This window comes from Tepidibacillus infernus (genome assembly GCF_048898065.1).
GTDB lineage: Bacteria > Bacillota > Bacilli > Tepidibacillales > Tepidibacillaceae > Tepidibacillus_B > Tepidibacillus_B infernus.
This window is the reverse complement of the sequence record NZ_JBLWFI010000001.1, coordinates 2,187,205-2,210,690: the sequence shown is the minus strand read 5'-3', so window position 1 is coordinate 2,210,690 and position 23,486 is coordinate 2,187,205. Positions and strand designations below refer to the sequence as shown.

At 38.9% G+C, this 23,486-nt stretch carries 19 protein-coding genes; all 19 read left to right on the top strand.

Features of this window, described 5'->3' with window-relative positions; all coding sequences use genetic code 11:
• The first annotated feature begins 3 nt into the window (after window positions 1-3).
• Window positions 4-1,110 carry an NADH-quinone oxidoreductase subunit D gene (locus TEPIDINF_RS11030; protein WP_069798343.1) on the top strand — a complete coding sequence of 369 codons (1,107 nt, stop codon included), beginning with the start codon at window positions 4-6 and terminating at the stop codon, window positions 1,108-1,110.
• Window positions 1,110-2,108, top strand: a complete 999-nt coding sequence (nuoH, locus tag TEPIDINF_RS11025) for an NADH-quinone oxidoreductase subunit NuoH (protein WP_421692002.1) — start codon at window positions 1,110-1,112, stop codon at window positions 2,106-2,108. The genes TEPIDINF_RS11030 and nuoH overlap by 1 nt, the downstream gene beginning before the upstream one ends.
• Window positions 2,109-2,125: 17 nt before the next feature.
• Window positions 2,126-2,548: an NADH-quinone oxidoreductase subunit NuoI gene (gene nuoI / locus TEPIDINF_RS11020; RefSeq protein ID WP_068726608.1), complete on the top strand. Its 423-nt coding sequence runs from the start codon at window positions 2,126-2,128 to the stop codon at window positions 2,546-2,548.
• Window positions 2,548-3,054 (top strand): NADH-quinone oxidoreductase subunit J, encoded by a 507-nt coding sequence (locus TEPIDINF_RS11015; RefSeq protein ID WP_068726605.1) that lies wholly within the window; start codon window positions 2,548-2,550, stop codon window positions 3,052-3,054. Before nuoI ends, TEPIDINF_RS11015 begins: the two co-directional genes overlap by 1 nt.
• Complete coding sequence (gene nuoK, locus TEPIDINF_RS11010; protein WP_069798347.1) at window positions 3,055-3,363, top strand: NADH-quinone oxidoreductase subunit NuoK; 309 nt, start codon at window positions 3,055-3,057, stop codon at window positions 3,361-3,363.
• Window positions 3,364-3,385: 22 nt separating this feature from the next.
• On the top strand, window positions 3,386-5,227 hold the full coding sequence (gene nuoL / locus TEPIDINF_RS11005; protein WP_069798349.1) for an NADH-quinone oxidoreductase subunit L: 1,842 nt from the start codon (window positions 3,386-3,388) through the stop codon (window positions 5,225-5,227).
• A complete protein-coding gene (locus TEPIDINF_RS11000; protein ID WP_069798351.1) occupies window positions 5,227-6,792 on the top strand; it encodes a complex I subunit 4 family protein in 1,566 nt (521 codons plus the stop codon). Before nuoL ends, TEPIDINF_RS11000 begins: the two co-directional genes overlap by 1 nt.
• A 4-nt stretch (window positions 6,793-6,796) precedes the next feature.
• Window positions 6,797-8,326: an NADH-quinone oxidoreductase subunit NuoN gene (nuoN, locus tag TEPIDINF_RS10995; RefSeq protein WP_068726596.1), complete on the top strand. Its 1,530-nt coding sequence runs from the start codon at window positions 6,797-6,799 to the stop codon at window positions 8,324-8,326.
• A 169-nt stretch (window positions 8,327-8,495) separates the two neighbouring features.
• A complete protein-coding gene (locus tag TEPIDINF_RS10990; protein WP_421692001.1) occupies window positions 8,496-9,911 on the top strand; it encodes a S41 family peptidase in 1,416 nt (471 codons plus the stop codon).
• A gap of 134 nt (window positions 9,912-10,045) precedes the next feature.
• The gene (locus TEPIDINF_RS10985) at window positions 10,046-12,115 is read left to right on the top strand and encodes a S8 family peptidase (protein ID WP_421692000.1); all 2,070 of its coding nucleotides are present in this window, start codon (window positions 10,046-10,048) and stop codon (window positions 12,113-12,115) included.
• 5 nt (window positions 12,116-12,120) lie between these two features.
• A complete protein-coding gene (locus TEPIDINF_RS10980) occupies window positions 12,121-12,354 on the top strand; it encodes a DUF1146 family protein (RefSeq protein WP_421691999.1) in 234 nt (77 codons plus the stop codon).
• A 195-nt stretch (window positions 12,355-12,549) separates the two neighbouring features.
• Window positions 12,550-13,284 carry a YwmB family TATA-box binding protein gene (locus TEPIDINF_RS10975; protein WP_069798357.1) on the top strand — a complete coding sequence of 245 codons (735 nt, stop codon included), beginning with the start codon at window positions 12,550-12,552 and terminating at the stop codon, window positions 13,282-13,284.
• A gap of 47 nt (window positions 13,285-13,331) precedes the next feature.
• Complete coding sequence (gene murA, locus TEPIDINF_RS10970; RefSeq protein ID WP_068726585.1) at window positions 13,332-14,633, top strand: UDP-N-acetylglucosamine 1-carboxyvinyltransferase; 1,302 nt, start codon at window positions 13,332-13,334, stop codon at window positions 14,631-14,633.
• 153 nt (window positions 14,634-14,786) lie between these two features.
• Window positions 14,787-16,025, top strand: coding sequence for an efflux RND transporter periplasmic adaptor subunit (locus tag TEPIDINF_RS10965; protein WP_421691998.1), 1,239 nt, complete (start codon window positions 14,787-14,789; stop codon window positions 16,023-16,025).
• On the top strand, window positions 16,022-19,150 hold the full coding sequence (locus TEPIDINF_RS10960) for an efflux RND transporter permease subunit (protein WP_421691997.1): 3,129 nt from the start codon (window positions 16,022-16,024) through the stop codon (window positions 19,148-19,150). Before TEPIDINF_RS10965 ends, TEPIDINF_RS10960 begins: the two co-directional genes overlap by 4 nt.
• Window positions 19,134-19,706, top strand: a complete 573-nt coding sequence (locus tag TEPIDINF_RS10955) for a TetR/AcrR family transcriptional regulator (RefSeq protein WP_421691996.1) — start codon at window positions 19,134-19,136, stop codon at window positions 19,704-19,706. Before TEPIDINF_RS10960 ends, TEPIDINF_RS10955 begins: the two co-directional genes overlap by 17 nt.
• A gap of 104 nt (window positions 19,707-19,810) precedes the next feature.
• Window positions 19,811-20,815 (top strand): stage II sporulation protein D, encoded by a 1,005-nt coding sequence (gene spoIID / locus TEPIDINF_RS10950; protein ID WP_069798365.1) that lies wholly within the window; start codon window positions 19,811-19,813, stop codon window positions 20,813-20,815.
• A gap of 78 nt (window positions 20,816-20,893) precedes the next feature.
• Window positions 20,894-21,745: a peptidoglycan DD-metalloendopeptidase family protein gene (locus tag TEPIDINF_RS10945; RefSeq protein ID WP_421691995.1), complete on the top strand. Its 852-nt coding sequence runs from the start codon at window positions 20,894-20,896 to the stop codon at window positions 21,743-21,745.
• Window positions 21,746-22,064: 319 nt separating this feature from the next.
• A complete protein-coding gene (locus TEPIDINF_RS10940) occupies window positions 22,065-23,405 on the top strand; it encodes an ATP-binding protein (protein ID WP_421691994.1) in 1,341 nt (446 codons plus the stop codon).
• The last annotated feature ends 81 nt before the right edge of the window (window positions 23,406-23,486 follow it).

Genomic DNA, 23,486 nt, shown 5'->3' with positions numbered 1-23,486 from the left:
GAAATGGCAGAACTTCGTACTGAAGAAATGCTACTTAACGTTGGACCACAACATCCTAGTACACACGGAGTATTCCGTCTTGTGGTTAAAGTAGATGGTGAAATCATAAAAGAAGCCATTCCGGTTATCGGTTACTTACATCGAGGAACAGAAAAATTAGCAGAAGATCTTAACTATACTCAAATTATTCCCTATACAGACCGCTTAGACTACTTATCCTCCATGACTAATAACTATGCTCTAGTACAGGCCGTTGAAACCCTGATGGGAGTTCAAGTCCCAGAGCGTGCCGAATACTTAAGGGTTATTGCGATGGAATTAAGTCGGATTGCAAGTCACTTGGTATGGTGGGGAACTAACCTTTTAGACTTAGGAGCGATTTCTCCATTCTTATTTGCATTCCGTGATCGCGAAATGATTATTGATATGCTAAATGAACTTTCCGGTGCACGCCTAACCTTCAACTATATGAGAGTTGGCGGGGTAAAATGGGATGCGCCTGAAGGATGGATTGAAAAGGTTGGCAAATTCGTGCCATATATGAGAGAAAAGATCAAAGAATATCACACACTTGTAACAGGGAATGAAATTTTCTTAGCACGTGTTAAAAATATTGCGGTATATGATGGAGAAACTGCGATTAACTATGGTTTATCAGGCCCAGTGTTACGTGGTTCCAATGTAAAATTTGATATTCGTAAAAACCAAACCTACTCAATCTATGATCGATTTGAGTTTGACGTACCTGTAGGTACAACAGGTGATGTTTATGATCGTTATATGGTACGTATGGAAGAAATGATTCAGTCTTTGCGAATTCTTGAACAAGCAGTAGAGCAATTTCCAGAATCCGGCGAAATTATGGGTAAAGTGCCAAAGGTACTCAGAGCACCTGAAGGAGAAGTTTACACAAGAATGGAATCCTCTAAAGGAGAATTAGGTGTATATCTTGTGAGCAAAGGAAAAGACAAACCATACCGTTTAAAACTTAGAAGACCTTCCTTTGTAAATCTACAGCTCTTGCCTAAGTTATTGATTGGCAGGACGATGGCCGATATTCCTGCCGTTCTAGGGGCGATCGATATTGTATTAGGGGAGGTTGACGCTTAATGGAGGCTCTTTTATCTCAACCTTTTTCATGGCTTAATTTATTCATGATGATTTTACTAGCAGTTGCTGTTCTATTAGTCGTTCTATTATTTGTTATGTATGCGATTTACTTTGAACGTAAAATAATCGGTTGGATGCAACTACGTAAAGGCCCTAACCGTGTAGGACCATATGGATTATTTCAGACGGTGGCGGACGTGTTAAAGCTTATGATTAAAGAGGACGTTGTTCCTGCAAAAGCAGATCGAATCCTTTTCTTGATCGCACCAATTATTGCTTATACACCAGCATTTGCCATTATCGCTGTCATTCCATATACTGAGAAATTATATTTTGCCGATGTAAATGTCGGACTCCTATATTATGGAGCTTTATCTAGCTTAACGATTACGGGTATTTTACTAGGTGGTTGGGCTTCTAACAATAAGTACTCAATCATGGGTGGAATGCGTTCTGTCGCACAAATGATTAGTTATGAAGTTCCATTGATTATGTCCTTTTTAGGCATTGTTTTAATGACAGGTAGTCTAAACTTAATAGATATCGTAAAAGCACAACAAGAAAATGGCGTTTGGTTCATTTTCCCACAATTCTTAGGATTTATTATCTTCTTGATTGCGGGGAATGCTGAATTAAACCGTACACCATTTGACTTACCAGAAGCAGAAAACGAATTAGTTGCTGGATACCATGTTGAATATAGTGGTTTCCGTTTCGCATTCTTTATGTTATCTGAGTATGTTTATATATTTGCTTTATCCAGTTTAATGACCGTTCTATTCTTTGGAGGCTGGGATGCTCCATTTGGTTTAGATTTTATACCTGGAATTGTATGGTTTATTCTTAAGTTCTTAATGCTCGTTTTCTATCTATTCTGGGCTCGATCAACCTTCCCACGTGTCAAGACAGACCAATTGATGGGGTTTGCCTGGAAAGTGTTAATTCCATTAGCACTATTAAACGTGATGGTTACAGCATTGTTTAAAACGATATTTTAAAGCGGGGTGAAATTCACGTGTGGGGTACAGGATTTTTTAAAGGATTAGGATTTACTTTGAAGCAGCTAAAAGAGCCAAAAGTAACATATAAGTATCCAGATGAGCCAGTTATTATGCCCAAGCGCTTTCGTGGCATCCAACATTTTGAACCTGATAAATGTATCGTCTGTAACCAATGTGCAAGAATATGCCCAACCGGTTGTATTACCTTAGTAGGCAAACCAAATCCAGATCCTGAGAAAAAAGGTAAAGTGATTGACACATATGATATTAACTTCGAAATTTGTATCTTATGTGATTTATGTACTGAGGTTTGTCCAACTGAAGCAATTGTCATGTCTAATAACTATGAATTAGCAACGTATAGCCGTGATAACTTGCTTAAAGACCTTAAATGGTTAGACAACAATAATCAAAATGTGAGGGAGGAGAATCATTGATGACCGGTCAATATATTGCTTTCTTCCTGTTCGCACTGATGGCTATCAGCGGGGGAGTCTTTATGTTGAACCTGAATAAGGTTGTTCATATGGTCCTCTCAATCGGTTTATCTTTCATGGGTGTAGCAGGGTTATTCATCTTGTTAAAAGCGGAATATCTTGCTTTTGTACAGGTGCTTATTTATGCAGGCGCAATTACAATCATGATGGTAATGGGTACGATGATGACCCAACATAAAGATGAAGGGGTTAAAATCAAGAGAAAATGGCATACTGCCCTTTCTATTTTAAGTACGATCATGGTTGGCGGGTTCTTCCTATATGGAATCTTTATCACGAATAAGTATTGGCCAACTGAAACCTCAGATCTTGGAGCAAACAATGTGATGGCTATTGGTGAAACAGTTTTCACTAAATATGTCATTCCATTCGAGCTTGCTTCCGTTCTTCTACTTGTTGCACTGGTAGGGGCAATCGTGTTGGCAAAAAAGGAGAGTGAAGAATAGATGGTACCATTGGGGGCTTATCTAGCAGTTGGAGCGATATTATTCTCTCTCGGTATATATGGATTATTATCAAAGAAGAATGCGATTATTGTTCTATTATCAGTTGAATTGATGCTTAATGCAGTCAATGTAAATTTAATCGCATTCTCTAGGTTTGGTTTATATGCGAATATTACAGGTCAAATTTTTACCGTATTTACAATCACAGTTGCTGCTGCAGAAGCAGCGGTTGGACTTGCGATTTTGATGGCAGTCTTCCGTAATAAGGCGACCATCAATGTAAACGAAATGAATATTATGAAGCGATAAAATATGAAGGAATGGTGATCAAATGTTTGAAATTGCATGGTTAATTCCACTTTTTCCGCTCATCTCCTTCGTGCTGTTAGTCGCTTTTGGTCGTCAGCTCAAGGAAGGTGCAGCCTACGTAGGTATTGTCTCATTATTAGCCTCATTTGCTTTGGCATTAGGTGTCTTTATCCAAAAGTTAGGTGGAGCAGAGAACTATCTCTACAACATAGATTGGCTTAAAGTTGGAGACAAAACTTTTACCATGGGGTTTGAAATCAATGAATTAAACGCGATGATGTTATTCGTCGTTACCCTTGTAAGTTTAATGGTTCATATTTATTCAAAAGGTTATATGCATGGAGATGAGCGTTTTCCAGTCTTTTATTCCTATCTAGCGCTATTTACCTTTTCCATGTTAAGCCTTGTTATTTCGCCTAATCTATTACAAGCGTATATCTTTTGGGAATTAGTAGGGGCAACCTCATTCCTACTAATCGGATTCTATTACTTTAAACCATCAGCTAGAGCAGCAGCAAAGAAAGCGTTTATCACAACAAGAATAGGGGATTTAGGTATATTCATTGGGATTTCCTTAATCTTCTGGAAGACAGGAACCTTTGACTATGCAGGAGTGTTTGAAGCTGCGGAATCTGGTGCATTAGCTCCTGGCTTCATCACTTTAGTAGCGATTTTACTATTCTTTGGTGCAGTAGGTAAATCTGGTCAATTCCCATTACATATATGGTTACCAGATGCGATGGAAGGTCCTACACCTGTTTCAGCGTTAATCCATGCGGCAACGATGGTTGCTGCCGGTGTATACTTAGTTGCACGGACTTATCCATTATTTGAAGCTTCTCAAACTGCTATGATGACTGTAGCGATTATCGGTGGCTTTACATCCATCTTTGCTGCGTCAATTGGTTTGGTGCAAAATGATATTAAACGCGTATTAGCTTATTCAACTGTCAGCCAATTAGGCTACATGATGCTTGCACTTGGCTCATTCGGATATATTGCAGGAGTATTCCACTTATTTACACATGCCTTCTTTAAAGCACTTTTGTTCCTAGCAGCAGGTAGTGTAATCCATTCAGTAGGAACACAAGATATTAAAGAAATGGGCGGAGTAGGCAAGGATATGAAGATTACAAGAGCAGTATTTTTAATCGGCGCTCTAGCAATTGCTGGGGTACCTGGATTATCCGGATTCTTCTCCAAGGATGAAATTTTAATGGCTGCTTGGGAAAGCGGAAATGGAATTTTATTCTGGTTAGCCTTAATTGCAGCGATAATGACCGCATTCTATATGTTTAGACTTTATTTCTTAACATTTACAGGTAAACCACGTCATAATAATCATCATGTCCATGAATCACCATTTAATATGACATTCCCAATGATGATTCTTGCTGGGTTAGCGATCGTTTCTGGTTACTTTGTATATGCTGGATTTGGTGAATATTTAGGCGCAGAGGGTACTATCGCTGAAGAAGTTCATGGACCTGGTTGGATTATGGCCTTATCCATTATTGCAGCTTTCTTTGGTATTGCCTTAGCATGGGTAATGTATGGCCGTAATAATAAGGTGAAAACCGATGAACCTGTTGGATTACACAAGCTTCTTTACAATAAGTATTATGTGGATGAGGCATATCAAGCAGGGGTTATTCGTCCTTACACTATTTTTGGGTATATTTTAAAATTCTTCGATCACTATGTTGTAGGTGGACTCGTCCAATTAACAGCATATATTTCCGTTGCGATTGGAAAACTTGGAGCAAGATTACAAAATGGTCAAGTACAGGCATACGGTCTAATTACCATTATTGGATTAGTATTGCTATTCATTAGCTTGACGGCAGGGAGGTTGTTAGGATAATGAGCTCATTCGGTTTACTTTCACTGATCACCTTCTCGCCATTACTAGGAATCCTACTCTTATTAATTGTTCCAAAAGATAGAGTAGGAACAATCAAAATGATTGGTATCCTTGTCACATTGATTCCATTAGTATTGGCTATTGGCTTATTTATTGGTTTTGATCGTGCAGATTCAGGTGTGCAATTCCTTGAAAATATTCCATGGATTCACATCAATGTAGGAGCAAGTGTTTTAGAATTTAACTATAGTATGGGTGTAGATGGTTTATCGATGCCTCTTGTTGTCTTGGCGTCAATCGTTGCATTAATGTCAGCCATTGCAGCAGCCAATATGATTAGCAAGCGTTGGAAGGAATATTTTACGATTTTCTTCCTCATGCAAATTGGATTATATGGCGTATTTATGGCACAAAACCTCTTCTTGTTCTTTATTTACTTTGAAATCAGTTTAGTCACTATGTTCTTCTTAGTAGGGATTTGGGGTCAAGATAAAAGGGAAAATGCAGCCTTTACCTTCTTGCTTTACAATGGTTTAGGTTCAGCGATTATGCTGATTGCGTTTATTGCCTTGATGCTTAATGCGGGTTATGTTTCAGGCACGCAAACACCAACCTTTACGACGGATATTCCAACCATTATCTATAATTTAACGGATCCAACATCACCATATTTTGAAATGGCAAAACAAACTGGAAATGTAGCATTTAGCGATTGGTTCCGTTATGGTGTATTCTTTGCTTTATTAGTTGCCTTTGGAATTAAACTACCTGTGTTCCCATTGCATTCATGGATCCTAAAGGTACACTATCAAGCACCACCAGCAATGAGTATGATTCTTTCTGGGGTGCTCTTAAAGATTGGTGCATACGGTCTGTTTCGAATGGAGTATTCCTTCTTCCCAGACCTCATTGGTAAGTATTCAACCTTTTTAGCGATCTTGGGTATCATTAACCTCTTCTATGGAGCAATTATCGCCTTCGTACAAGATGACTACAAAATGGTTGTTGTTTACTCAAGTATAAGCCACATGGGAATTATCTTGATGGGATTAGCAGCAATGAATACATTTGGTTTTCAAGGCGCTGTCTTCCAAATCGTATCCCACGGATTTATCTCAGCATCGATGTTCTATCTTGTTGGGGTGATTTACAGTCGTGTTCATACCGCAAAGATGGATGAACTGGGTGGTTTAGCTAAAACGATGCCATTCACGAGTGGAATTTTATTAACGGCAACTCTCGCTTCATTAGGTCTACCTGGGATGTCTGGATTTGTCAGTGAATTCCTAACCTTCTTAGGTTTATTTGGTGAAAAACCAGTGATCGCTGCGTTTGGTACGATTGGTATCGTATTAACCTCTGCTTATTTACTACGAGCTACTTTAAAGGTTACTTATGGGCCAACGGCAGAGAAATTAGTTGGATTAACTGATGCACGCTCTCTTGAAGTGATCCCGATGGTAGTACTCATTGGACTAATCATTTTGATTGGGGTATACCCAGCCATACTAAGTGAGCCTCTACAAACGACGTTGCAATCCTTATTGACTAGGATAGGAGGGTAGACCTATGAATCTATTAGAGTTAAACTGGGGGCTACTCGCTCCTGAACTAACCATTGCTATTGTTGCAGTAATCTTAACCTTTGCTGACTTAGTGATGCGTAAAGGAGATCGTAAGGTATTTGGATGGTTAAGCATCATTGGTATCATTCTATCCCTTTACTTTGTGATCCAAGATCTCGGTCAGCCAGCACAAGAATTGCTAGAGGGTTCTTATCGTGTGGATAGTTTCGCAAGTCTCTTCAAATTGATTTTCTTAGTCGGAACATTGTTTGTGTTAGTGATGTCAATCAATTATGTAGAGAAAAAAGAAATCAAACATGATGGTGAATTTTACTACTTGTTTTTAACTGCCTTACTTGGAGCAATGTTTATGGCTTCATCGGCAGATATCATTACACTATATATTGGCTTAGAATTATTAAGTATCTCATCTTACATTATGGCAGGTATTCGCAAATTTAATCTAAAATCAAACGAAGCGGCATATAAATATGTGATTATTGGTGGAGTTTCCTCAGCGATCTTCCTCTACGGAACATCTTTTATCTATGGTGTAACCGGAAGTACGAATATCTTTGTCATCGCTGAACGAATTCAGGAAGCTTTTAATGGTGGATTTGACTTCTATATTTATCTTGGCTTCTTTATGATGCTTGTGGGACTGAGCTACAAGATTTCTGCAGTTCCTTCCTACATGTGGTCACCAGACGTATATGAAGGAGCAGCAACACCAGTTACTGCATTCTTATCCGTCATTTCTAAAGCAGCTGGTTTTGCGATTATCATTCGCTTATTTATTACCGTCTTCACACCAATCGTAGTAGAAGTAGTAAACAATAATCCAGTTTTCTTCTTCTTCAATAAAATGACTCTTTTCTTAGCAGTCATTTCTGGACTAACGATGATCATTGGTAATACATTGGCACTTCGCCAAACCAACGTCAAACGAATGATGGCCTATTCTAGTGTGGCACAAGCTGGTTATCTTTTAGTTCCTCTTGCAACCATGACGATGGCAAGTGAGCAATTGATTTCTGTTGATATTCGCAATATCATTTTCTACTTGATGGCATACTTGTTTATGAATCTAGGTGTATTTACAGTCATCACGATTGTAAATAAAGATGCAGGTACAGAGGATCTGAAATCCTTTGCTGGATTATATCATCGTAGTCCATTTGTGGCCATCGCGATGACCTTCTTCTTGATGTCACTCGCAGGGCTTCCAATATCGGCTGGATTCATTGGTAAGTTCAACATTTTCATCAGTGCCTTAACTACTAAATCTTACTGGTTAGCTGGTATCATGGTAGCAACAAGTGTAATCTCATACTTCTACTACTTTAATATTGTACGTCAAATGTACATGAGACCGGGTCACACCGAAGCAAAGCTTAGTATTCCATTTAGCATGCAATTCGTGATTCTCTTGACCTTCATTGGAACTTTCGTCATCGGTCTTGTACCAAACGTAATGCTAGACTTTATAACAAAAAACTTTGACCTTTTCAATATGCTTACTCTTGGTCAATAAGATTCTAATGTACACAATACCCACTAAGGAGACCCCCTCTTTAGTGGGTATTTTTTTGACGGAGCGCGTTGGAATATACAAACTATGTAGTATTTGGTCATGATCGAATGAAGGAATTGACCTTTTGTTGCCGAATTAGATAAACAAGAGAAAAAGAGGAGGCAAAACAATGTCAAAGAAATGGTTACCTATCCAACAAAAAATAATCGCAATCATTCTTGTCTTATCCCTGTTTAGCTTTATACCTAATGTGGCACAAGCAGAAGATCAAGATCCGCTAGAAAAACAGAAAGCGATTATGAATGAAATCTATGAACTGATCGAATATTATCATTTACAAGGTGTAGACCCAGATGAATTGATGCAAGGGGCGATTTGGGGAATGATTGACACCCTTGGGGATCCATATACAGCCTATTTTACAGATGAAGAGTATCAATCCTTTACAGATAGTTTAAATGGTTCTTTTGTCGGTATTGGCGTTGTTGTAGAGAAGAATGAAGAGGGAATCACGGTTCAAACGATCATTCCTGGCTCACCTGCCGAAGAAGCAGGACTTCAAGTTGGCGATCTGATCAAATCAGTAGAAGGTATTTCAACTGAAGGAAAAACACTTGAACAGGTTACAAACCAGATTAAAGGAGAAGAAGGAACTTCCGTTACCATGGTAATTCAAAGAGATGAAGAAACCATGACTAAAACCATCACTCGTGGGGACGTATATCTACCTTCTGTAGAATCGGAAATGCTAACCAAAGAAATTGGGTATCTCCGACTATACGCCTTTGGTGAACGAGCAGCAGATGAATTCAAACAACACTTAGAACAATTAAAGGAAAAAGGAATGAAGAAGCTAATCCTCGACTTGCGGGATAATCCAGGTGGATATTTAGATGCTGCACTTAAAATATCTAAAAACTTCATTAAAGAAGGCCCAATCGTTTATGTCAAGGACAATATACAACAAGAAGAGGAATTAGCTATTCAAGGAGGAACAGATTGGAATTCACCGATGGTCGTACTGATCAATGAAGGGACGGCAAGTGCTTCAGAAATTTTAACAGGTGCTTTAAAAGATTATAATAAAGCAACTATTGTTGGAACCAATTCCTTTGGTAAAGGGGTTGTCCAAAGTTTAATTCGGTTAGAAAACGGAGGCTATCTCAAGCTAACGACCAATGAATATTTCACACCGAAAAAGAACAAAATGAATAAAATAGGAATCAAGCCAGATATCATGGTAGAAGAAGTCGATCAACAACTTTCAACAGCCATATCAACCTTAGGTGAAAAAAATATTTTTGTATCAGCAATCGGTAGCAACTGGATTCAGGAGAATAATAAAGATTATGTTGCCTTAAGGCCACTCGTTCATGCCTTAGGCGGTAAAATTTTTTGGAATTCCAAATCCTCAAGTTTAGACGTTGTCATTGGTAAAACGAAAATGGTACTAACCAAGGGTAAAAGTGCTGGTTTCATGATCAAGGACGGTCAGAGTTTTCTTACATTAGCAGAATTAACCAAACAATTACCAGAATTAAAAATAAACAAAAAGCAAGAAATATTAACGATTTATCTCCCATAATATGTTAAAATGAAATACAAAGTCATATAGCGTATTGCACGTTCACAATTTTCCGTGTGATACGTTTTCTTTTTGGGGACAATAAAGCATAACTTTCTTTTCATATAGGTTCGGAAAAGATGGAGTGGAGCAAAATGGAGCTTTTAAAAAAAAAGAAACGGTTGCTAGCAATTCTAATCATAGGACTTATCGTAAATATGACATTCTTAAGAGCAAATGCAGTGCTAATAGGGAATGTTCCAAATGATAAAAATATTGATCAACAACTTTATTTACAACAAATTAAAGCACCTTTAGGATGGGAGGAAATAAACACCAGCGAGGTGACCATTGCCATCCTTGATACAGGGGTAGATCTGTACCATCCTGACTTAAAGGCTAACTTGGTTGAAGGGATAAATCTGATTGATAAAAAGATGCCACCTCAAGATGACAATGGCCATGGAACCAATGTGGCAGGAATTGTTGGAGCGATTGGTAATAATGATGAAGGGATAGCAGGATTAGTATGGAATGCCAAAATCATGCCAATTAAAGTATTAGATGAACAAGGGGAAGGAGACTCTTTCTTAGTTGGACAAGGGATCCGTTATGCGGTCGACCATGGGGCAAAGATTGTTCTTCTATCTTTAGGCGAACCCATCTATACACCTTTTATGAAGGAAGCCGTAGATTATGCAGAATCTAAAGATGTACTAGTCGTTGCAGCATCTGGAAACGAAGGAAATCGATTAAATTACCCATCAGCATTTGCCAATGTACTATCTGTGGGTGCGGTAGATTTAGAGGACGATTACGAAACCTATTCCAATTACGGTCAACAGCTAGATGTTGTTGCGCCTGGTGAAGGGATATATACAACCAAATTAGGTGGAGGGTATACTTCGAATGTGGGAACCTCGATGGCAGCACCACAAGTAGCGGGGTTAGCTGCTTTAATTTATCAAAAATATCCTATTTTAACTCCAGCAGAGGTTAGAGATTTGATTAAATTTACTGCTGATGATGTAGGAAGGCTAGGGTGGGATATCCTAACAGGTTATGGAAGAATTAATGTTGCAAAAGCATTAACAAGTCCGTTATCGACCATAAAGGACGGATATGAACCAAACCAAACAAAAGACAAAGCAACCCCTATTCCATTGCAAGATACAATTAACGCCCAAATTGCTGGAGTCAATGATCATGATTGGTATCAGTTATTATTGCCTTATCGAGGGAAAGTTCAATTGAAAATTCAATTAAAGCAGGAACCTAACGTCCCTCTTCAATTAGAGCTAGAACCAGCGAATTTAGAAGATCAACAACCGTTGGTTTATCCAATCAACAAAAATTTGACCATTGATATCGATCTACCAAAGGGAACGACTTATTTAAAAATCAGTCTTTCAACAACTGTTAAAGAAATGACACCTGATAGGGAAACGATCAATGAGCAACTTAAGAATGAAGCGATATCTTACTCCGTTTCTACGAAATATACCATTTATAAGGATAATTATGAAAACAATGATAAACCATGGCAATCTTATCAGATTCAACACTTATCTGAGCCGATTAAAGGAACATTGGAAAAGGATCAAGATTTAGATTGGTATAAACTTTACATACCAAGTAATGGGGAGCTAAAGGCAAAAGTATCTGTTGACACCTTAAGATTGGATCCTGTGATTCGTATTCAACCAGAAGGGAAAAAAGCGATTGAAATCGACAGCCATGGTTCAGGAAAAGCAGAAGAAGGAACTATTTTTGCAAGACCAGGTACTTACTATATTCAAATCTCTGATTATAATGGCTATGGTGTGAATGGAGAATATACCTTACAGCTACAATTTAAAGATATGGATGGAGATATTCATGAACCGAATAACCTATCAAGTAACGCGACAAGGATCACTCCCTCTAACAGAAAAATGGAAGGTATCCTATCCAATGATCAAGATGTAGATTGGTTCATTTTTGAAATCAAACAAATGTCTAACCAACTCGATTTCGACTTTTTAGCAGAACAAGAGGCAGATGTAACGCTTTATGATGATAACTACGAAATCATTTGGAATCAAAAACAAATATCTTGGAAAGAGCAATTAGAATTAAAAAAAGGAACTTATCGACTTCGAATAAAAGGAGAGTTTTCCCATAACCCGTATCAATTTTATTTAAGAGATCATATCAAAGAATTACCAAATAGAAGTGCGAGGTGAGTAAGATGACAACCTATTTTGGCTATATCAGTTTAATGGGGATTATTTTAACACTTGTAAGCATCGGTATATCTTGGTGGGCATTACAGAGTATCCGTTTTGACCTTTTTATCTACAATCCCAAAAGCCCACAAACCAAAGCACTGCAAATTATTTTGTCCATCGTCATCGGATACCAAATGGCTCAATTTTTCATCAATTATTTACAATGGTCATTTAATGTAAAGAGTATGTTTTAAATTTTATTTAAGATGAATGAGAATGTATATTACAAAAGAAGCGACTTTCAGGAATGCATTTCTTACCTTTTGGAACCCCACAAAAGTATATCTTCTCCCATAAGTGTGAACAATGGTTAACAAATAAAAAAGTTTGTATATTCCAATTATGGAATATCCAATCTTGACGACGAAAATGGTGTGGGAGGAGAAAAAATGAATCAAAAGGGGAAAATAGTCCTTATCTTTATATTGTCAATGACCTTCATTTTAGGTCTTACGGTTCAAGGAGAATCGCAAGAGGATATAGAATTTGTGATTAACTCATTTAAAAAGACAAATGCAGCATTAGACCAATATTGGCTACATGTTGGGATTCCATATGGCATCTATCAGGATGATCACCAATGGTTAGATCTTGGGAATCAATTAAGTAAAGCTTTAGAACTAGCCGAACAAAATCAGCTACAAACGATTGGATTGCAAAAGTTTTATCGTAGCCAAGGAACATGGGGAAAAGAAACAGAAGTTGAATTACAACTAAAACGTCAAAATGCGCAAACAAAAGAGATGTATCTCATCTTCCAGCTAAAAGGGAACCAATCGCTAGAAGAGATGTCAATGTATTATCAAAAATTGTATCAAACATTACAAGAAAACCAAATTTCTCCTAAAATTAACTCTTGTATCCAAGGAAGTATCGATGATAAACTAAATAATGGTACTCAGCTTGTCCTGATTGATCAAATCCTACATAATCTAAAGGCAAAGAAAGTAGAGCAATTAGACACAGATCTAGTCAAAAGCGTCTCAGCCTTTTCAACTTTAATTAAACAATCGATTTGGACAGGGAATCAGAAAATGAATATTCAAGTGGCGACCCATTTAGATGTTTTAAAACAAAGAACAGTGCTTACAGTGGGAACGCCGATCATCATTGTTGAATATTAATAGTATGAGAAAATGTGAAATGAAAAATGAGCGCGGAGGGAACAACTTTGGAAAAAATCATCGTCCGCGGTGGAAGGCAATTATCCGGCAGCGTCAAAATACATGGTGCGAAAAACGCAGTACTGCCGATCCTTGCTGCATCAATTCTAGGGGAAGAAGGAGAAAGCATCATTAATGATGTTCCGTCCTTAGATGATGTCTACACCATTATAGATGTATTATCTTTTATTGGCTTAGATGTTCATTACAAAAATGAAGTCGTTAGAATCAATGCGACAAAGATTGTGCGAACAGAAGCACCATACGACCTAGTCAGAAAAATGAGAGCATCCTTTTTAGTCATGGGACCATTACTTGCGAGAAAAGGGCATGCTCGTATAGCTTTGCCTGGAGGATGTGCCATTGGCAGCCGCCCTGTAGATCAGCACTTAAAAGGTTTTGAAGCAATGGGTGCAAAAATAAGTATTGGTCAAGGCTATATTGACGCCTCTATTGATGGCAAATTAACAGGTGCACGAATCTACCTAGATTATGCAAGTGTAGGTGCAACGGAAAATATTATGATGGCAGCTACATTAGCGAATGGAGTTACAACCATTGAAAATGCTGCGCAAGAACCAGAAATCGTCGATCTAGCCAATTATTTGAATGGAATGGGAGCGAAAATTCGCGGTGCAGGTACAGGAACCATTCGTATTGAAGGAGTAGAACGACTAACCGCGACACAGCATTCTGTTATTCCTGACAGAATTGAAGCAGGAACCTTCTTGGTGGCTGCTGCGATTACTGGTGGCAATGTACTCATTGAAAATGCAATCATTGACCATCTAAAACCCGTGATTGCTAAACTGGAAGAAATGGGCGTTCAGATACTAGAAGAGGAACAAGGTGTTCGTGTAAAAGCAACACATCCATTGAAGGCAGTTGACTTAAAAACGTTACCTCATCCTGGATTCCCTACTGATATGCAATCGCAAATGATGGCATTATTATTAATTGCAAACGGAACAAGTGTGATCACGGAAACTGTTTTTGAAAATCGTTTTATGCATGTTGAAGAATTCAAAAGAATGAATGCCAATATCAAAATCCAAGGTCGAACAGCAGTGGTCGAGGGTAATGCTAAACTAATTGGTACAAGGGTTCAAGCCACAGATTTACGTGCTGGAGCAGCCCTTGTCATTGCGGGGCTCGTTGCAACTGGTGAAACAGAAGTAACCGAACTACACCATATTGACCGTGGGTATGTAAACTTTGTTGGCAAGCTTCAAGCACTAGGTGCAGATATTGAGCGAGTAGCCGATGAAGTAAAGTCAGCCCAAAGCTTGCAACCCCTTTGGATATCTTAATGAATTAAAAAATTAGATATACTAAGATGAAAACAGGAGGATTTTTTCCTTCTGTTTTTTATTTTTCCTCTTTATTTTTTTCGTAAAAACCAATATGATAGAATTTGGATTGAGAACTGACTAGTCGGTTCTGAGGATAAGGAGGAACATGTCATGAGGCAAAGACGTCGCATAGGAGTATGGTTTGTCATACTTGCTATCATGCTAGTTAGTATCGGATGTTCATCGCAACAAGAGGAACAATCCAAAGAAAACCAACCTGTACCTGTCATGGTACAACAAGTAGAGCGAAAAACGGTTGAACATACCGAACGATATGTAGGTACCATCAAAGCGAACCAAGATGTTCTTGTTTTACCAAAGGTATCAGGAAAAGTTCAAGAAGTTTACGTCAAGCAAGGAGATACAGTAAAAGAAGGGCAGGTTCTTATTAAATTAGATGACCGTGATTTACAGGATCGCTTGCACCAAGCAGAAGCGGCCTACCAACAAGCACTAAATGGACTTACTCAAGCAAAAGAAGGAAAAGGATCTAACCTTGTTCAAGCAGAATCAAGGTTAAAACAAGCAGAAGACGCTTTTCAACAAGCAAAAAAAAATCTAGAACGGATAAAGACACTTTATGAAACCCAAGCAGTTTCTAAAAGCCAATTAGAACAAGCGGAGGCTACCTATCTTCAAGCTGAAACAAACCTAAAAGTGGCTCAGGATGCAGCTGAAAAAGCCAATTCCAATGTCGGGATTGCATCTTCAGAATCTGCCGTACAGCAAGCAAAAGTAGGGGTAGAACAGGCTCAACATGCGATCGCTGATTCAAAAATTACGGCGCCAATCGCAGGACAGGTGGTTGCCATCAATACTGAAAAGGGAGAGATGGCAGGACCCCAATCTCCAGTAGCGCAGATCGTCAATGCCAATCAAGTCACTGTACAGTTAAACGTTTCTGAAACATCACTTCAAAGCTTTAAGCTAGGACAACAGGTCAAAGTATATGTCTCAGCTCTCAATCAGGACTTCGCTGGGGAAGTAACCTTTATTGCACCATCGGCGAATGCCCAAACCCTAACATTTGCCATAGAAGTTGTCATCAAGAATGAACAACAACAGATCAAACCAGGAATGCTTGCAGAAGTAACATTGATTAAAGATACAAAACAGCAAATCATCGTTCCTACCCAAGCCATCTTAGGAAATGGGAACCAAACCTATGTTTATATCATTCAGAATGGAAAAGCTGTAAAAAGGCCAGTAAAAGTGATTGAAATGGCTACAGAAGAAACGACAATTGCAGAAGGCGTTTCTGAAAAGGATACAGTTGTGATTAAAGGCCAATATGCGTTAACAGAGGGTACTCCGATTGAGATCGTGAAGGAAGAAGGGAAGTCATCGTGAAACTAGTTGATGTTTCTGTCAAACGTCCAATCGGCGTCATCATGATCGTCCTAGCCATTATCTTGATGGGGACGATTTCTCTTCGTAACCTAGCGATTGACTTATATCCAAAACTGAATCTCCCTATTTCAGTTGTTGTGACTGAATATGAAGGAGCTGCTCCCCAAGAGGTGGAAAAGTTAGTAACCAAACCCCTTGAAGGAAGCTTAGGTACGATTGAAGGGATTAAGAAACTACAATCTACTTCAGCACCAGGCCAATCCCTGATTATCCTCCAGTTTGACTGGGGTTCGAACATGGACGAAAAGATAAATAGCATGAGAGATAAGTTAGACCTTGTAACAAACTTCTTACCAGAAGAGGCAGGAAAACCGCTTGTATTAAAATTAGACCCAACAGCGATTCCAATTATGAGGCTATCTGTATCCGGGGATTTAGATCAAAACCGTTTAACGCAAATTGCAGAAGATGTAATCAAGCCAAGATTAGAACGTACTCCAGGTGTGGCCAATGTTTCCCTTCTTGGTAGTAAACAGAAAGAAGTGAAAGTTGAAGTTTCACCTGTCTATTTAAATGGCTATGGGATCTCTATCAACCAAATCATTCAGGTTCTCGGATCGGAAAACCTTTCCGCAACAGCGGGAACCCTGCAAAAAGGGGATCAAGAGCTACAGCTTCGGATTAGCGGAGAATTTGAAAATATAGATCAGATCAAAAATGTGCTGATTCCTTTACCAAAAGGAGGAACAGTTAAACTACAGGAAATTGCAAAAATCACAGAGGTAGATAAAAAAATCACAGAGATTACCAAGGTCTCTGGAAAACCGAGTTTAACCTTTGATATTTCCAAAAAATCAGATGGTAACACGATTAAAGTAAGTGACGAACTATATAAATCGATGGAAGGAATAGAAAAGGTTCTTCCTCAAGGGATTCATCTTGATACCGTTTATGATTTATCTGTCTTTATCCGCCAGTCAGTGGATAATGTTTTACAAAATCTAATTGTGGGTGGACTATTAGCCATCATCATTTTATATCTTTTCTTAAGAAATCTACGTTCTACCTTAGTAATAGGTTTAGCGATGCCAATCGCAGTCATCTCAACCTTCAACCTCATCTATTTTACAGGTGAAAGCTTAAACCTATTAACCCTTGGTGGCTTGGCACTTGGTATTGGAATGATGGTAGATAGTGCGATTGTTATCTTAGAAAATATCTTTCGTTATCGCGAACAAGGTTATGAAATGATGGAAGCAGCCCAAGAGGGATCAAAAGAAGTCGCTCCAGCAGTAATCGCTTCTGCTTTAACAACGGTTGCTGTATTTATTCCGATTGTCTTTGTAAAAGGATTAGCAGCAGAACTCTTTAGACCATTAGCCTTAACCGTTAGCTTTTCCTTATTGGCTTCTTTAATCGCCTCATTAACGATCGTACCGATGCTCTCTGCTCGTTTGTTAAAAAAGGGAGAAAAAGAACCAAATATAGCTCAAGGTTTTAAAGGAGTGCTATACAAAGTCTTATTTACTTTTGAACGTTTGATGAATAAAGTCTATGACAAATATCGGTCTATACTAAAATGGTCACTTGGGCACCGAAAGACGGTTGTTTTTGGAACTTTAGCTCTCGTTGTGGCCACTTTTGCACTTGTTCCATTGGTAGGTACAGAGTTTATTCCGACGATGGACCAAGGGGAAATTAATATTGATGTGACCTTACCTCAAGGGACATTACTAGAAGAAACAGACCAAACACTAGCAAATATTGAAGCAAAATTGTCAGGAATTCCTGAAGTGAAGACCGTATTTACCAGTGCAGGAAATGGTGGCGCATTCGCCATGGGAATTGGCAATTCAAATATTGGTAATCTTTATGTCAAATTGATCCCACTATCTGATCGGGATCGAAGTACAGATGAAGTGATGGAAGAAATTCGCCAGTTAACCAAAAAGATTCCTGGAGCCGAAGTGAAAGTCTCACAAATCCAAAGTGGTGGGTTTGGTAGTGGGTCTCCAATCTCCATTATGATATCTGGAGATGATTTAACCGTTTTAGAACAACTTGCTGAACAAGTAAAGAATGAAGTGATGCAAGTAGAAGGAACAAGAAACGTGGAGAGCTCCGTTGACGAAGGTCGTCCCGAAATGCAAATTCTTGTTGATCGAGATAAGGCTTCCTTATATGGTTTAAATTTTGCGCAAATCATGTCCTCAGTCAAGACCGGATTTAATGGGCAAGTTGCTACTCGTTTCCGCAATGAAGGACGAGAAATCGATGTAAGGGTTACATTGCCGGAGGAATATAAAAAAGACATGAACCAGGTAGGAGAAATGTTGCTGCAAACCCCATTTGGTACACAGATTCCTTTAAAAGAAGTAGCAAGCATCATTCAAGTCAAAGGTCCGACTCAGATTGAGCGTGAAGATCAGAAGCGAAAAGTCACGATTACAAGCGACTTGGTAGGCCGAGACCTAGGTAGTGTAACTAAAGATATTCAAGCCAAATTAGACCAACTTCATCTACCAGATGGTTATATGTATGAAATGGGTGGTCAAGTGAAGGATATGGCAGACGCCTTTGGTGATTTACAATACGCCTTGATTTTGGCGATCTTCTTAGTCTACATGGTGATGGCAGTCCAGTTTGAAGCAATTACCTATCCATTTATCATTATGTTTTCCATGCCTGCAACCTTTATAGGGATTGTAGTCGGACTCGTTATTACAGGATGGCCACTAAGTATTCCAGCCTTTATCGGGGTAATCATGTTAGCGGGTATCGTGGTTAACAACGCAATCGTTCTTGTTGACTATATTAATATTCTCAGAAAGCGGGGAATGGAAAGAAAAGAAGCAATTCTTAAAGCTGGTCCAAACCGACTCCGCCCCATTTTAATGACAACCTTAACAACCATTTTAGGTTTGATTCCATTAATGTTGGGGATTGGCGAAGGAGCAGAGACCCAGGCTCCTTTAGCAACAGTAATGGTCTTTGGTTTATCCTTCTCCACATTAGTTACATTACTACTTGTACCTGTGATGTACCTATATATTGATGATTTTGAAAACTGGGTAAAACAGAAATGGTTTGGGGGAAGGAGTAAAAAGCATGTCAGAACAAGTTGAATTAACCAAACGGGAAGCAATCATAAGAAGTGCTTTTATCATCTTTACGGAAAAAGGTTATCATGCCGCCAAAGTGAGTGATGTCGCTGAATTAGCCAAAGTAGGCAAAGGAACCGTTTATGAATATTTCTCAAGCAAGGAAGATCTACTAAGAGGGGTTATTGAAGAAGGGATCAAATACTATATGAAGGAATTAACGGAAAGTATAAAGGATCCAATTCTTCCTTGGGAAAAGATCAAAAAGATGATTAGAAGACATGCCGAAATCTTAAGAGAAAATCAAAACATTTCCCAATTGATTTTTCATAACTTTGGCATTGTCACTGAAGAGTTTCATCAGTTTTTAATATCCCAGCGCCAAGTTTTTATCGAAATGTTGAAAGATTTAATCCAAGAAGGAATCACTTCAGGAGAATTGAAACCAATGAGAACAGAAGTAGCGGCTAGAATTATTCTAGGGAGCATGGTTTCCATTCAATTTGAAACAGGTTGTTTAGATGAAGCATCAGTTGAAGAGATGATTAAGACATTGGCAAACGGGATGATGAAAATCTAGTATTTCTAATGATTTTTAATAGGAAAAAGTTCTATTTCCATCGCTCCTTCATATCTTGTATGGACAGGGTCAAACTGACAAACAAGAATGGAGGAGCTATTTTTATGAGACCAATGATTTTCATCTTCTTATTTATCCTAGGAGTATCCATGATCCTAATTCCTACACTATTTGTAGCATTTTTTGGAAACTCTCATTCTACAGAAATGACAATACCAGAAAAAGTAGATTTAAGAATCGATCCTGATCATTCGATTCCGATCACCGTCTATCGAACAGCAAGCAAAACGGTAGAAACCTATCCGATCGAAGAATATGTACGCGGAGTCGTTGCTGCTGAGATGCCAGTCGATTTTGAATTAGAGGCCTTAAAAGCACAAGCCATGGCAGCAAGAACTTATATCGTTAAAAGAATCTTAACCAATGATTTTTCTGATGTACCTGGTGGGGCGATGGTGACGGATACAATCCAACATCAAGTCTTTCGTTCTGAATCAGAATTAAGAAAAAAGTTTGGGCTTCAATATGCTGAAAAGATCGCCAAGCTGAACCGTGCAGTGAATGAAACGATGGGACAAGTCATCACCTATGAAGGTCAACCGATTACAGCACTTTTCTTTTCAACTAGTAACGGTTATACTGTCAATTCAGAAGACTACTATGTAAAAAAGATCCCTTACCTAAGAAGTGTTCCAAGTCCTTGGGATACAGAATCGCCAAGATTTCAGGGAACAATCTCCATCCCCTTTTCAACAATTCAAGCTAAGTTGAAGGTAGACCCAGCCGTATTCACTTCAACAGGGCAAGAATGGATCAAGGTTTTAGAATGGACGCCAAGTAAAAGAGTAAAGAAGTTGAAGATTGGAGATAAATTATTAACAGGTAGAGAAGTGAGAGAACTCTTAGGGCTTGACTCCTCCAGCTTCACCTTTGAAATTATTGGCGATCAGGTAGTGTTCAATACAACAGGATATGGACACGGTGTAGGTATGAGCCAGTACGGAGCAAATGGAATGGCCAAAGAAGGAAAAAAAGCAGAGGAGATTGTCAAATACTATTACACAGGAGTCGAAGTGAAAGACGATAAAATCTGGATCAAAAAACAATAGAGCAAGTATAAAATTTTGTATCCCTCAGGTATAAACAGGTAAATAATGGACAAAATGGTTGCTGAGGTGATGCAAAAAATGAGTAAAAACTCAAAGTGGAAAAAATTTTTAGGTAAAAAGTGGACCTTCCCCGCCATTTATATGATTGCCGCAGCACTTATTCTTACATTAATGTGGTGGTATCAAGATCCAAATGAGTATCCATTAACTCAAGAAGAATTAGGACTTCAAGAAATTACCCCAGAAGTAGTTGATGGGTCAGCACAAGATGAGATGGGGGAAGAGGCCGTTGCAGTTGCAACACAAACAGTAGAGCAAATGGTTTGGCCTGCAGAGGATCCAATCAATGTTCAAGTTAAAATGGAATTTTTCGATGATACATCTACTGAAGATGCAATGGCTGAATCTCTGATTACATTCCAAGGTGAATATTGGCCACATAATGGAATTGATATCGTTGCAAAGGATAAAAAAGCCTTTACTGCTGTTGCAGCATTAAGTGGGGAAGTAGTTCGGGCAGATAAGGATCCAGTAATGGGGTATGTCGTCGAACTCAAACATGAGAATGGGCTGATTACAACTTATTCTAGCTTAAAAGATGTCACTGTGAAAAAAGGAGATAAAATCTCTCAAGGAACTCCTTTAGGTACAGCAGATCGCAATGTCTTTGAAAAAGATCATGGTATACATCTACATTTTGAAGTACGTAAAGACGATATTCCTTTAAATCCCAATGCCTTTTTTGGACAAGATGTAAATCAAGTATTAGAACAACTTTCTCAAGGGGAAAATCGACCAACCCAAACTGAAGATGAAAAGGGTCCAGAGTCGAAGCCAAATGAAGCGAAGGATGTTCAATCACAAGATTCAAAACAACCTGATGTAAAACAAAACGAAGAACTAAATAAAACAAAAGAACAAAGGGAGTAAAGAAATGAAAGCTACTAGGATGATAAGCCTAGTAGCTTTTTATTGGTTTGTATATAACAAAAGAAGCGACATAGCACGACTAGCAGCTTTAGCTGTGTAGTGTGACTTGTACACTTTGTGTGCTTTCAGGAATGCCTTTCTTTCCTTTGTTTTAAATTAGGCTCACTATTATACATAAAAATGTGATTGAACAAACAAAACATCATAAAATTATGTGATCTATTGACTTAAAACTGAGCATGTGGTTATAATAAATTATAAAAGTGTGATTAATTGACACAAAATATGTATAAAAATGTGATATTTTGGAGGTGATACTGTGGAAAGGCTGATCATGCAGGATTTGCTGAAGTGGAAAAACTCCAGGCACCGCAAGCCACTGATTTTGAAAGGCGTGCGCCAAGTGGGCAAGACATGGGCGCTCAAGGAGTTTGCCAGGCGTTATTATAAAAATATTGCGTATTTTAACTTTGACGAACACCCGGAATACAAGCAGTTTTTTGAAAACACAAAGGATGTAGAACGCATCCTGCAAAACCTGATGATGGCAAGCGGCCAAACCATCAAGCCGGATAAGCCTGAGGATACGCTCATTGTTTTCGATGAGATTCAGGAATGTCCCAATGCTTTGAATACGCTCAAATACTTCTGTGAAAACACGCCGCACTATCATGTGGCCTGCGCCGGTTCACTTTTGGGCATTGCTTTGTCAAAGCCGGCCTCTTTTCCTGTCGGCAAGGTGGACTTTTTGGAAATAGGGCCTATGACCTTTACCGAATTTTTAATGGCCAACGGCGACGGCAATCTTGCTGCCTATATGGACAGCTTGGACAGGATTGAGACTGTTCCGGATGCATTCTTCAATCCACTTTATGAAAAGCTCAAAATGTATTTTGTGACCGGCGGGATGCCTGAGTCTGTCAGATCCTGGACGGAAGATCGGGACGTCGAGCTGATGCAGCAGGTACTTTCCAATATCCTGGGGGCATACGAGAGGGATTTTGCCAAGCATCCTGATCCCAAGGACTTCCCTAAGATATCATTAATTTGGAAATCCATTCCGTCCCAGCTTGCTAGGGAGAACAAAAAATTTATTTATAAGGTTGTTAAGGAAGGGGCTCGGGCCAGAGAATATGAGGATGCTTTGCAGTGGCTTTGCGATGCCAACCTGACTTATAAGATATACCGCAGCAGCGCGCCGGGACTGCCCATTTCTGCCTATGATGACTTGTCTGCCTTCAAGCTTTATCTGGTGGATGTAGGACTATTACGCCGTTTATCGCTTTTGGCGCCTTCCGCTTTTAGCGAAGGCAACCGCCTGTTCGTTGAGTTTAAGGGGGCTCTTAGTGAGAATTATGTGCTCCAGGCGCTGAGAAACCAGTTTGAAGCCATGCCCCGGTATTGGACGATGGACAATCCCCGGTATGAAGTGGATTTTCTGATCCAGAGGGAAAACGACATTTTGCCCGTAGAGGTTAAATCGGAAACCAATGTGGAAAGCAGAAGCCTGAAGAAGTTTAAAGAAAAATACGGCGACAAGGTCAAACTTCGTGTCCGCTTTTCATTGAACAATCTGCGGTTGGACGATGATCTGTTGAATATCCCGATGTTCATGGCCGATTATGCAGATAAACTGATTGGGATGGCATTGAAGCAGTAGGAGAATTAATTCTTGTTCATAGCAAACCTGCCCTGCCTTAAAAAAAGAGGTGCAGGTTTTAGTTTGTCGAAAAATAAAATA